This is a genomic window from uncultured Maribacter sp., from assembly GCF_947495965.1.
Taxonomy (GTDB): Bacteria; Bacteroidota; Bacteroidia; order Flavobacteriales; family Flavobacteriaceae; genus Maribacter_B.
On sequence record NZ_CANMBB010000002.1, the window covers coordinates 337,155 to 349,471 of the forward strand.

Sequence of the window (12,317 nt, forward strand, 5' to 3'; positions counted from 1 at the left end):
AAGAAAACTTCTATCGTTATATGAACTTTTTAGCGCACATATATTTATCGTTTGGTGATAATGAAATTACCATAGGAAATTTCATTGCAGATAGTATTAGAGGAAATAAGTTTAAACACTTACCAGAACGTGTGCAACAAGGAATACAGTTACATAGGTTTATTGATACTTTTACAGATACACATGCTATTCCAAAAATTAGTAGTAAACGGCTTCATAAAAACTATAGTCATTATAGTAGAGTTATAGTAGATATTTTTTATGATCACTTTCTTGCTAAAAATTGGAAAAATTATTCAGACATACCTTTAGCTATTTTTGTTGATGATTTTTATGACTTACTAGAAGAAAATTACACCATTTTGCCCGACGGAGTTAAACGTATGATGCCATATATGATAAGTGAGAATTGGATATACAATTATTCTAATATGGAAGGAATAACCAGAGTTCTAAACGGGATGAATAGACGTACCAAAAATAAGTCTAAAATGAACTTTGCAATTTTAGACCTTGAAGAACACTATGCAGCTTTTGAAGAGGAGTTTAACGCCTTTTTTGAAGAATTAATTACCTTTTCTAGACAAAAATATATTTCACTGTAAACCAAAAGAGCTTTAAATTTTACTTACTATGAAAACTATAAAGATTCTATTACTCTGCTTTCTTGCCTTAATTTACAGTTGTAAAAAGCAAAATAATTCTCCAACTGGTTTAATTACAACTAAAGCCATGGTAGTTTCTGCCAGAGAAGAAGCTTCCAAAATTGGTTCCGATATTTTAAAACAAGGTGGTAATGCTTTTGATGCTATGGTAGCTACTCAATTTGCTTTGGCTGTTGCACACCCATCTGCAGGAAATATTTCTGGCGGAGGCTTTATGGTATACAGAAAAGGAAATGGAGATATTGGCTCTATAGATTTTAGAGAAAAAGCACCTTTAAGTGCTCATAAAGACATGTATTTAGACACTACAGGAAATGTAATTCCAGGAATGAGTACTCTTGGAGCAACTGCCGTAGGTGTTCCAGGCTCTGTTGCCGGAGCTATTGAGGTTCATAAAAAGTTTGGCACTCTTCCTCTTTCTAAAATTTTAGAACCAGTAATAGCTTTGGCTGAAAAGGGAGTAGTTGTTACAGAAAAACAAGAGAAAAAAATTGCTCCTTATTTAGAAGACTTTATAAAAGTAAATGGGGAACATAGTAAATTTTCTATTTCTTATAAAGCAGGAGACACTATAAAATACCAAGCTTTAGCAAATACTTTAAAAAGTATTTCTAAACATGGTAGAGATGGGTTTTACAAGGGTGATGTAGCAAAAAAACTATCTTCCTTTATTCAACAAAATGGTGGTTTTGTTACCGAGGAAGATTTAGAAAAATATAATGTAAAATGGAGGCAGCCTGTTATTTTTAAATATAAAGATTTAAAAATAATTTCAATGGGACCTCCAAGTAGTGGAGGAATTACGATGCAACAAATTTTTAAGATGATAGAAACTCATAAAATAAAAGAATTTGGACATAACGCTACCAAAACTATTCAGCTATTTACAGAGGCTTCTAGAAGAGCTTATGCAGATCGTAATTATTTTTTAGGAGATCCTGATTTTGTAACTATACCCCTGGATATAATTTTAAGTGATGACTACTTAAAAAATCGCATGAAGGACTTTTCTTTTGAAAAAGCAACAAAGTCTTCTGCTGTATCTCATGGAGAAATAAATATTATATCAGAAAGTAACGAAACCACCCACTACTCTATTATTGACCAAGATGGTAATGCAGTTTCTGTTACCACTACATTAAATGGTAATTATGGCTCCAAATTATATTGTGATGAACTTGGTTTTTTTCTTAATAATGAAATGGATGATTTTAGTGCAAAACCAGGAGTTCCTAATATGTTTGGTTTAATTGGCGCAGATGCTAATAGTATTGCACCAGAAAAAAGAATGCTAAGTAGCATGACACCTACTATTGTAGAAAAAGACAACAAACTTTGGATGGTTGTTGGCACTCCCGGCGGATCAACTATAATTACAGCAGTAGCGCAAACTATTCTTAACACTTATGAATTTAATTTAAGTATGCAAGAGGGTGTAAACGCCCCTCGTTTTCACCACCAATGGTTGCCAGATGCTGTCATATTTGAACCTAATGGGTTTTCTAAATCTTTAAAAGAGGAATTAAAATCCAAAGAATACATAATAAATGAAGAACGTACTCCTATTATTGGTAAGGTAGATGCTATTCTTGTGTTACCTGATGGAAGACTAGAAGCTGGCGCAGATAAAAGAGGAGATGATACTGCTGTAGGATATTAGATATGAAATACGTAAAGAAAATTGGAAAATTACTCAGTTACAGCTTAATTGTTATTCTTTTAGGGGTAGGCATTTTATATATAATTTGCAATGAATCTCTTCCTAATGGGCAGAAAGGAAATAAAGCCGATGCTCTTGCCAAAAAAATGATGCAAGCCATTGGCGGAGAGAAATATGCTAACACAAACTTTTTAGAATGGTCATTCGCAAATGGTTCTCATAGGTATAAATGGAATAAATCTTTAGGACTTGTTACTGTAAAATGGGACAATTACACTGCCAAACTTAATCTAAACAATAAATCCCTAAGCTCTATAACCAAAAAAAATACCATACTTACTACTAAAGAGGAAAAAGAATTACTACAAACTGCTTTAGACTATTTTAACAACGATTCTTTCTGGCTTGTAGCTCCATTTAAAGTGTTTGATGAAGGAACCAAAAGAGAAATAGTAACCCTAGAAAATGGTGAAGAAGCACTACTAGTATCGTATACGATTGGAGGTTCTACTCCAGGAGATTCTTATTTATGGGAACTACAACCAAATGGAACACCAAAGAGTTATAAAATGTGGGTCAGCATTATTCCTATAGGCGGTATTAAAGCAACTTGGGAAAATTGGAAGATTATGAAAAGTGGTATTCTTCTTCCTTCTAAGCATAAACTAGGACCTATAACGTTAGACATGGGAACTATAAAAGCGTATTAAAACACAAAATAAGACTCCTTTGTTAAGCTTATATTCCTCTTATAAATTCTATTTATTTTTGTATTTCACAATAAAAGAAAAACATGTTTAAGACCAATTCTTATTTTGATAAAAAAGTATTTTCTGTAGCCTTTGATTCTAATGAAGGAAAAGCAACCGTTGGCGTTATGGCTCCAGGTGAATACACTTTTGGAACTACATCTAAGGAATACATGACTGTAGTATCTGGTGAAATGGAAGTGCAACTACCAGGAGAGTCTACTTGGAAAACCTATAAGCCTTATGAAATGTTTGAGGTAGAAGCTAACCAATCTTTTAATGTAAAAGTTAGTGTAGATAGTGCATACAAATGCATTTATAAGTAAGCACTACCCGTTCGTTTTATTTATTTGGCTTTTTAATTCCTCCATAGATTCTTGGAGTTGTTTTAATAAGCCTTTTTCTGTTGTAGCATCTATACCAAAAGTAATTTTACTGTTTACTTCCCATATTTCTTGTATCTGATGAGGCTCAATATCATAGGGAGGATATGACTCATTCAAAGAAACCAAAGTAACGTTAGGAGAATTTGGCTTACTAATAACTTTTTTTACTAAAACAGCATCTTGTAATACAACTACATAAATTTTATTAGCACTAACTTCTTTTAAATCTTCTGTGGCTTTTGCTAAAACCCATTCTCCAGGCTTTAAATTAGGAAGCATACTATCTCCTTCTACCTGGAATCCTCTATAGGTTGCATTTCTAAACTCTGGTAAAGGCAAATCAAAAGCTGGTAGCTCTTTATACCAACTAGTATCTTCTATATTTTGAGGATATCCGGCGGCAGCTTTTGCATTAACCAAAACCATATTATCATTTTCTGCAGAATCTACGGTAACTACTTTTGGAATAACGCTTGTAGACGAAGTTTCTATATATTGTTGGGTACTTTCTCCAAATAACCAAAGAGGATTAATCTTATATTTTTTTAAAAGCTCTACAACTACTTTTCCAGATAATTTAGTTCTACCTCTTTCAATATCTGCTGTAGTACTAGAAATACCAATTTGTTTAGCAAACTCAGATTGTGTAAATCCTAATTCCCTTCTTAGATCTGTAAACCTTTTTAAAATAGCTTCATTTTCCATATATCAAATATACACAATTAGGAGTATTTCCAAAAAATATATTGGAATATTTCCATAATTAGGAAATATTCCATATTTTTGGATTGATAATAAATATTAGATACTATGGTTTTTAAAGAAATACACTCCAAACTACAAGCTATTGCTACAATAAGCGAGGAAGATTCATTCATTAGTGTAATTCCAAGAAAAAAAAGAAAACCTATATTTTTTGGAAATATTCCAAAAAACAACACTTCAATTACAAATAGTAAAGTAATTAAGAATACAAATGCAATACAACTTTCTTTATTTAACTAATTATGGAAGAAACTAAGACTTTAATTTATGACGGTAGCTTTAATGGTTTTTTAACTGCTGTATTTGTAGGTTTTGAAGAAAAAAGAAAAACTTTAAATATCAACAAAAAAACATCTTATAATAACAACTTATTTACAAAAACTAAAATAATATTTACAGACATGAATAAAGCTGAACGTGTTTGGAAAACAATTCAAAATAAAAATAGCACTGCTCTAAAAAATATTTATTTTTCTTTTTTAAGCGAAAAGAAAAACATAGAAAATGTATTGTATCTATATATCAAAAGTTTATTTACCCCTTACCAAGCAGCACAAATAGGTTTTTCAATTACAGAACAAATTAACATAGAGGATGTTTCTTTAACTGTTGCAAAAGAAAAAAGATATTTAGAAAAAACTATAAAATTTAAAGAATCTAATGATGGTGTTTTTTACACAAATATTGCTCCTAACTTTGATGTTATACCTTTATTATCAAAACATTTTAGGATTAGAGTTAATAAAAAACCATGGTTAATTTATGATGTAAATAGAAATTACGGTATTTATTATGACACTCGCAGTATTGAAATGATTGTGCTTGATACAAATCAAATATTTAAAACCTCACAAAGTAAACTGAGGAACAATAGTGCGAAAATTAAAATATTAAACAAACACTTTAATAAAAATAATATAATAACACTGGTAATTAATAAACTACAACAAAATAGTTTTCCATTTAATAACAGTAAATTAAATTTAAATAGGATTGCAAATTAATTACTTTTTCACCCCAACAAAATGGTCACTCTTATTATTAAACAAAACATTAAAAGTCGTAAGACTACCATAAATTCTAGTGATATATTGTTGTAAATCTACCTTCTCCTGGTCTTCTAAATTTTTACTAGAATTAATTTTTTGCTCCATAACTCTAACTCTATCGCGTACCATTACAATTTTATGAAAAAAAGTATCTATTGGTATTTCTTTATTTGCTAAGTTAGAATCTAATGGCTGTAAAATTAAAGTTCCTTTTTTCCATTTATCTGCTATAGGAGTTATAGAAGAAGCATCACTCCATTTACGTAAAATAGAAATTAAAGATTGTTCTACTTCAGAAAAACTTATGGTATCCACATCATCTGTAACAGCTTCAATAATTTCAAAATCAGAATCCAAAGAAATAGTTTCTATTCCACTATCCATGAAAGTTACCCAATACATAGTAGAAGTAACATTTGTAATTACTCCTTTACCAAACTCATTATGATTAATACGAGAACCTATTCCTAAAATTTTCATGCTTTAAATTATATCAAAAATTATAATTACGAATTTAAAACTATGTTAGGAATTAACAAAAACTAAATAAAGTCAGCATTAATATTAATTGCCAAAACAGTAACTTTGCAACTTTGCCATAAAAATGATAAACTACGAGGAAAATATTGAAGTTAAAGGAGCAAGAGCTCATAACCTTAAAAATATAGACGTTACCATACCTAGAGAAAAACTTGTGGTTATAACTGGTTTATCTGGTAGTGGTAAATCTTCCTTAGCTTTTGACACCATTTATGCAGAGGGACAAAGAAGATATATAGAAACTTTTTCGGCCTATGCGCGACAATTTCTTGGCGGATTAGAAAGACCCGATGTAGATAAAATAGACGGATTGTCGCCTGTTATTGCTATTGAACAAAAAACAACTTCTAAATCTCCAAGATCTACGGTTGGTACAATTACCGAAATCTATGATTTTTTAAGGTTACTCTTTGCTAGAGCTGGCGATGCTTACAGCTATGTTACCGGCGAAAAAATGGTGAGCTATAGCGACACTCAAATTAAAGAGCTAATAAAGACCGATTATCTTAATAAGAAAATATCCATTTTATCTCCCGTAATAAAATCTAGAAAAGGACATTATAGAGAACTTTTTGAACAAATTGCAAAACAAGGTTTTGTAAAAGTACGTGTAGACGGCGAAGTAAAGGATATTGTAAAGGGCATGAAAGTAGACCGTTACAAGACACACGATATAGAAATTGTAGTAGATCGCTTAAAAGTTAATGAAACTGCAGATTTAGATAAAAGACTCACAGAAACTATTAACACCGCAATGTATAGTGGCGAAAATGTTTTAATGGTATTAGAAGAAGGTGTACCCGAACCTCGTTATTTTAGTAGAGACTTAATGTGTCCTACTTCTGGTATATCGTACCCTTCTCCAGAGCCAAATACGTTTTCTTTTAATTCCCCAAAAGGAATGTGTAAAAACTGTAGTGGTCTAGGTCATGTTTTTGAGGTAAATGAAACTAAAATATTTCCCGATAAAAAGCTTTCTATAAAAGCAGGAGGCATTGCGCCTCTAGGCCCCTATAAAAATTCCTGGGCTTTTAAACAAATAGATATTATTGCACAACGCTATAATTTTAAAATAACGGACCCTATAGCTAGTATTCCGCAAGAGGCTTTAGATATTCTTTTACATGGCGGAAAAGAAAGTTTTGATATAGAGTCTAAAACTCTAGGAGTTAAAAGAAACTATAAAATAGACTATGAAGGCATTGCTAATTTTATAAAAAACCAATTTAATAACGCAGAATCTACCTCTATAAAAAGATGGGCAAAAGAATATATGGACAAAATTATTTGTCCTAGTTGTGAAGGTTCTCGATTAAGAAAAGAGTCTTTAAATTTTAAAATTAATGAAAAAAATATTTCTGAATTATCTAATTTAGATATATCAGATTTAGCTAATTTTTTTAATGGTTTAGAAAAAAAATTAGATGCCAATCAATTAATTATTGCAGAAGAAATTATAAAAGAAATTAAAACCAGAGTTCAATTTCTTTTAGATGTTGGCTTAGATTATTTGTCCTTAAACCGTAGTTCCAAAACACTTTCTGGCGGAGAAGCACAACGTATAAGACTTGCAACACAAATTGGCTCTCAGTTAGTTGGTGTATTATATATTTTAGACGAACCTAGTATTGGATTACACCAAAGAGACAATGTACGTTTAATAAAATCTTTAGAAGCGTTAAGGGATATAGGAAACTCGGTTATTGTTGTAGAACATGATCGCGACATGATAGAACGCGCAGACCATGTTATAGACATTGGACCAAAAGCAGGAAAACACGGCGGAGAAATAATTTCTGAAGGGAACCCTGAAGATTTAAAAAATCATAAAACACTTACCGCAGATTATATTACTGGTAAAAGAGAAATAGCGATTCCAAAAAAACGAAGAAAAGGAAATGGCAAAAAAATTAAACTAACTGGTTGTACAGGAAATAATCTTAAAAATGTAGATATTGAAATTCCCTTAGGAAAAATGATAGGCATAACAGGGGTGTCTGGTAGTGGTAAATCTACCCTTATTAACGAGACCCTATACCCTATTATGAACGCTCATTATTTTAATGGCGTTAAAATTCCTATGCCGTATAAAAAAATTACTGGTTTAGAACATATAGATAAGGTTATAGATATAAACCAATCACCAATAGGAAGAACACCACGTTCTAATCCTGCAACATATACTGGCGTTTTTAGCGAAATTCGCTCATTATTCACAAAAACTCCTGAAGCTGCAATACGCGGCTATAAACCTGGTCGTTTTAGTTTTAATGTAAAAGGAGGTCGTTGCGAAACTTGCCAAGGTGGCGGTCTAAAAGTTATAGAAATGAACTTTTTGCCAGATATTTATGTAGAGTGCGAAACCTGTAATGGTAAACGTTTTAATAGAGAAACTTTAGAAGTACGCTACAAAGGCAAATCTATTGCAGATGTATTAGAAATGACTATTAATGAAGCAGTATCTTTTTTTGAAGCAATACCAAAAATATACAGAAAGTTAAAAACGATAAAAGATGTTGGTTTAGGGTATATATCCTTAGGACAACAATCTACTACACTTTCTGGAGGAGAAGCACAACGAATAAAACTAGCAACAGAACTCTCTAAAAGAGATACAGGAAATACATTTTATATTTTAGATGAACCTACTACGGGGCTTCATTTTGAAGATATTCGTGTTTTAATGGAAGTTTTAAACAAATTAGCAGACAAAGGTAATACCGTTTTAGTTATTGAACATAATTTAGATGTAATTAAAATGGTAGATTATATTATAGATATTGGATACGAAGGAGGCCGAAATGGAGGAATGGTTGTTGCCAAAGGTACACCTGAGCAAGTAAGTAAAGACAAAAAAAGTTACACTGCTAAGTTCTTAATAAAAGAATTAGGGGTATAAAACGTTATATAAAAAAACACTATTAAATAGTAAAAAATAATATGAGAAAAGAATTACACCATAAAGGTTGGAACGAAATTAAAACTAATGACTCTTGGGCCCTTTTTAAAATAATGGGAGAGTTTGTTAATGGTTTTGAAAAAATGAGTAAAATAGGGCCTTGTGTATCTATTTTTGGTTCTGCAAGAACAAAAGAAGACAATGAATATTATCAATTAGCAGTAAAAATTGCACAAAGTATTGCAGACGCTGGGTATGGTGTTATAACTGGCGGTGGACCAGGAATAATGGAAGCCGGTAACAAAGGAGCAAATTTGGCAGGAGGAACATCTGTAGGTTTAAATATTGACTTACCTTTTGAACAGCATGATAATCCTTATATAGATGGAGATAAAAGCTTAGATTTTGATTATTTCTTTGTTCGCAAAGTAATGTTTGTAAAATACTCGCAAGGCTTTGTTGTTATGCCTGGTGGTTTTGGAACTTTAGACGAACTTTTTGAGGCAATTACGCTAATACAAACGAATAAAATAGAAAAATTTCCAATTATTTTAGTAGGAACTAAATTCTGGACAGGTTTAATGGATTGGATTAAAAACACCATGCTTTCCGAAGGTAATATTAGTCCTAAAGACCTTGATTTAATAAAAATTGTAGATACCGAAGAAGAAGTTGTAGCAATCATAGATTCTTTCTACAAAGGACGTGCACTTAGCCCTAATTTTTAATAGCTAGTGCATAAGTTCCCAAACATAATAATTCTAGTAAGTATACTATATAGTTTCCTTAGCTCTTTCCAGGCTTTTGGACAACATATTAACACACTTACCGTACATCTAAATGAAGAAACTAAAGAATTAAATATACAACAAGAATTTGTTTTTAAAAACACTTCTAACTATTCTTTAGGGTACTTATATTTTAATGATTGGGCTAATGCATATTCTAATAAAAATACTGGCTTAGCTAAACGTTTTGCAGAAGAATTTAAAAAAAGCCTGCATTTAGCAAGAGATAATGAAAGAGGATACACTAAAATTATAAGCGCTGTAGATAACGAATATAGAGGACTACACTGGGAAAGAGAAAAAAGTAGGGATATTTTAAAAATTAGATTAAATGACCCTTTACCTCCAAACAAAACCGTTAAACTATTTATTAGTTACACCGTTAAACTACCAATGAGTAAATTCACCCCTTATGGATACAACAATAAAGGGGAATACTACTTAAAAGACTGGTATTTAACACCTGCAGTTTATAATGGAAAATGGAAATTATATTCCAATAAAAATTTAGAAGATTTATATACTGATGTAACGGAAACAACCGTAAATTTTAATTATCCAGACAGTTTATCTTTAACTACTAATTACAGAAATTTAGGGAACTCAGAATACCCAATAAGGCAACTAGCACAACTAAAAGGAATAAAACAAAAAAGTTGTGAGATAATTTTAAATACCACCAAAAAATTTACAACACACGTAACTCCATACATGACCGTAGTAACAGATATAGAAGCTCCTAAATATAATAGCATAGCGCAAGGCATCTCTATAAATAATGTAACTAAATTTATACATGAAAACTTAGGAGAATATCCACACCCACAATTACTTGTTAGTCAAATAGATTATAACAAAAGCCCTTTATACGGTATAAACCAATTACCTTCATTTATTAGGCCTTACGAACAGCAATTTCAATTTGAAATGAAATTTCTTAAAACTGCGTTGAATAGCATTTTAAGAGAAACTATTTTTTTAGATCCTAGAAAAGACCAATGGGTAAACCAAGCTATTGCCAACTATTTATTAATTTCTTACGTTGAACAACATTATCCAAATCAAAAACTTCTAGGTAAATTATCTAAAATTTGGGGGATTCGTAGTTTTAATTTAGCCAAAATGGATTTTAACGACCAATATCCATTTTTATATAATGTTACTGCTCGCAAAAACTTAGACCAGTCTTTAACGACACCAAATGATTCTCTAATAAAATTTAACCAAAAAATTGCAAATAAATATAAGGCAGGACAAGGGCTAACCTATTTAGGTGTTTATATTGGGAAAGAAAAAATAGACGAAAGCATAAAAACCTTTTATAAATATTACCAAAGCAATACGGTTAAAGTATTAGATTTTGAGTCTATTCTAAAGCGATCTACCACTACAGATATAAATTGGTTTTTTAATGAATATGTTTCTACAGATCGTAAAATTGATTTCAAAATTAAAAATGTTGAAAAAAATAAAGACTCTCTAACTATAACTCTAAAAAATAAAGAAGGAACCAATGTCCCAATTTCTGTCTTCGGATTACAAAAAGATTCTGTCGTTTCTAAATATTGGTTTACAGACATAAAAGAAGAAAAAACATTTACTATTCCAAAAAATGGAGAAGATAAATTAGTTTTAAATTACGATAAAAAAATACCAGAGTTTAATCAAAGAGATAACTGGAAATCTTTAAAGGGTTTTTTATCTAGCAACAGAAAACTTAAACTGCAATTCTTTAAAGATGCCGAAAATCCTGATTATAATCAAATTTTTTATGTCCCTACTATAAGTTTTAATATATATGATGGCTGGGCGCCTGGGATGCGATTACACAACAAAACACTCTTAAGAAAACCATTTATTTATGATTTTTCTCCCTCCTATTCTTTCAGAGAAAAAGCATTTGTTGGCTACGGTAGATTATCCTATCAAAAATTATTAAGTAAAACTGGTCTATATCTTGCTAACTACTCTATTAGTGGATCTACATTCCACTTTCAAGAAAATTCTAGATACTCCACCATAACTCCCTCTATAAGCTTTGGTTGGAAACCAGATAATTTACGTTCTAATAAAAGAGAAATTTTAAACTTTAGATATGTTAATGTATTTAGAAATAGAGATGAGAATTTGGGAGACTTTGAAACCCCTCCAGATTATAGCGTTTTAAATGCTCGTTACAGAAACTCAAATAACGGAATAATAGATTATTCTTCCTGGTTTTTAGATGCGCAACATGCTAGTGATTTTTCTAAACTAGTATTTGAATGGGAATTTCGAAAACTTTTTCAAAATAACAGACAGTTAAATCTTCGTTTTTTTGCTGGTAAATTTTTAAGAAATAAAACAACAGAATATAGTGACCCAAACTTTTATAGCTTTGCCCTAGATCGTCCTACAGATTATTTATTTGATTATAGCTATTTAGGCCGGTCTGAAGATTCTGGTCTCTATAGCCAACAAATTATTATATCAGAAGGTGGTTTTAAATCTATGTTAGAAAATCCTTATGCAAATGATTGGATGGCGACAACAAATGCTAGCATTAACCTTTGGAAGTGGATTGAAGTATATGGTGATGCTGGCTTTATGAAAAATAAAGGCGTAAAGGAACGTTTTGTTTATGATGCCGGAGTAAGATTAAATTTAGTAACAGATTACTTTGAATTATACCTCCCTTTCTACTCTAACAATGGGTGGGAAATTGCACAACCTAATTATGAAGAAAGAATTCGTTTTATAATTACCGTTAGCCCTAAAACCTTAATTGGGTTATTTACTAGGAAATGGTTTTAATTTTTTTCATATTCATAAAATAC

Annotated in this window: 11 protein-coding genes; 9 read left to right on the forward strand and 2 right to left on the reverse strand. The window is 31.0% G+C overall.

Annotation, left to right across the window (positions count from 1 at the left end; all coding sequences use genetic code 11):
• The first annotated feature begins 20 nt into the window (after positions 1-20).
• The 4 genes from Q0820_RS05940 (at position 21) to Q0820_RS05955 (ending at position 3,400) form a co-directional block, all read left to right on the forward strand.
• Positions 21-605, forward strand: coding sequence for an acyl carrier protein phosphodiesterase (locus Q0820_RS05940; RefSeq protein WP_298486032.1), 585 nt, complete (start codon positions 21-23; stop codon positions 603-605).
• A gap of 28 nt (positions 606-633) precedes the next feature.
• Entirely contained in the window at positions 634-2,325 is a 1,692-nt protein-coding gene (gene ggt, locus Q0820_RS05945) for a gamma-glutamyltransferase (protein WP_298486034.1), read from the forward strand.
• A 2-nt stretch (positions 2,326-2,327) separates the two neighbouring features.
• Positions 2,328-3,035 (forward strand): hypothetical protein, encoded by a 708-nt coding sequence (locus Q0820_RS05950; RefSeq protein WP_298486036.1) that lies wholly within the window; start codon positions 2,328-2,330, stop codon positions 3,033-3,035.
• An 83-nt stretch (positions 3,036-3,118) separates the two neighbouring features.
• The gene (locus Q0820_RS05955; RefSeq protein ID WP_298486038.1) at positions 3,119-3,400 is read left to right on the forward strand and encodes a pyrimidine/purine nucleoside phosphorylase; all 282 of its coding nucleotides are present in this window, start codon (positions 3,119-3,121) and stop codon (positions 3,398-3,400) included.
• Positions 3,401-3,403: 3 nt separating this feature from the next.
• Here Q0820_RS05955 and Q0820_RS05960 read toward each other — a convergent pair whose 3' ends face one another.
• Positions 3,404-4,165, reverse strand: coding sequence for a LexA family transcriptional regulator (locus Q0820_RS05960; protein WP_298486040.1), 762 nt, complete (start codon positions 4,163-4,165; stop codon positions 3,404-3,406).
• 105 nt (positions 4,166-4,270) lie between these two features.
• Between Q0820_RS05960 and Q0820_RS05965 the strand changes: the two genes are divergently transcribed.
• Positions 4,271-4,465: a hypothetical protein gene (locus Q0820_RS05965; protein WP_298486042.1), complete on the forward strand. Its 195-nt coding sequence runs from the start codon at positions 4,271-4,273 to the stop codon at positions 4,463-4,465.
• A gap of 2 nt (positions 4,466-4,467) precedes the next feature.
• Positions 4,468-5,229, forward strand: a complete 762-nt coding sequence (locus Q0820_RS05970; RefSeq protein WP_298486044.1) for a TIGR03915 family putative DNA repair protein — start codon at positions 4,468-4,470, stop codon at positions 5,227-5,229.
• Here Q0820_RS05970 and Q0820_RS05975 read toward each other — a convergent pair whose 3' ends face one another.
• On the reverse strand, positions 5,230-5,754 hold the full coding sequence (locus tag Q0820_RS05975; protein WP_298486046.1) for a hypothetical protein: 525 nt from the start codon (positions 5,752-5,754) through the stop codon (positions 5,230-5,232).
• 124 nt (positions 5,755-5,878) lie between these two features.
• On the opposite strand from Q0820_RS05975, the gene uvrA reads away from it, so the two are divergent.
• The 3 genes from uvrA to Q0820_RS05990 are packed head-to-tail and all read left to right on the forward strand — an operon-like array spanning position 5,879 to position 12,294.
• Positions 5,879-8,713, forward strand: a complete 2,835-nt coding sequence (gene uvrA / locus Q0820_RS05980; RefSeq protein ID WP_298486048.1) for an excinuclease ABC subunit UvrA — start codon at positions 5,879-5,881, stop codon at positions 8,711-8,713.
• A gap of 41 nt (positions 8,714-8,754) precedes the next feature.
• A complete protein-coding gene (locus Q0820_RS05985) occupies positions 8,755-9,441 on the forward strand; it encodes a TIGR00730 family Rossman fold protein (RefSeq protein ID WP_298486050.1) in 687 nt (228 codons plus the stop codon).
• A 6-nt stretch (positions 9,442-9,447) separates the two neighbouring features.
• Entirely contained in the window at positions 9,448-12,294 is a 2,847-nt protein-coding gene (locus Q0820_RS05990; protein WP_298486051.1) for a metalloprotease, read from the forward strand.
• Positions 12,295-12,317 lie beyond the last annotated feature (23 nt).

Excerpts from the sequence above, each read along its gene's own strand:
- Q0820_RS05940 (WP_298486032.1), top strand. The coding sequence starts at position 21 with ATGAACTTTTTAGCGCACATATATTTATCGTTTGGTGATAATGAAATT.
- ggt (WP_298486034.1), top strand. The coding sequence starts at position 634 with ATGAAAACTATAAAGATTCTATTACTCTGCTTTCTTGCCTTAATTTAC.
- Q0820_RS05950 (WP_298486036.1), top strand. The coding sequence starts at position 2,328 with ATGAAATACGTAAAGAAAATTGGAAAATTACTCAGTTACAGCTTAATT.
- Q0820_RS05955 (WP_298486038.1), top strand. The coding sequence starts at position 3,119 with ATGTTTAAGACCAATTCTTATTTTGATAAAAAAGTATTTTCTGTAGCC.
- Q0820_RS05960 (WP_298486040.1), bottom strand. The coding sequence starts at position 4,165 with ATGGAAAATGAAGCTATTTTAAAAAGGTTTACAGATCTAAGAAGGGAA.
- Q0820_RS05965 (WP_298486042.1), top strand. The coding sequence starts at position 4,271 with ATGGTTTTTAAAGAAATACACTCCAAACTACAAGCTATTGCTACAATA.
- Q0820_RS05970 (WP_298486044.1), top strand. The coding sequence starts at position 4,468 with ATGGAAGAAACTAAGACTTTAATTTATGACGGTAGCTTTAATGGTTTT.
- Q0820_RS05975 (WP_298486046.1), bottom strand. The coding sequence starts at position 5,754 with ATGAAAATTTTAGGAATAGGTTCTCGTATTAATCATAATGAGTTTGGT.
- uvrA (WP_298486048.1), top strand. The coding sequence starts at position 5,879 with ATGATAAACTACGAGGAAAATATTGAAGTTAAAGGAGCAAGAGCTCAT.
- Q0820_RS05985 (WP_298486050.1), top strand. The coding sequence starts at position 8,755 with ATGAGAAAAGAATTACACCATAAAGGTTGGAACGAAATTAAAACTAAT.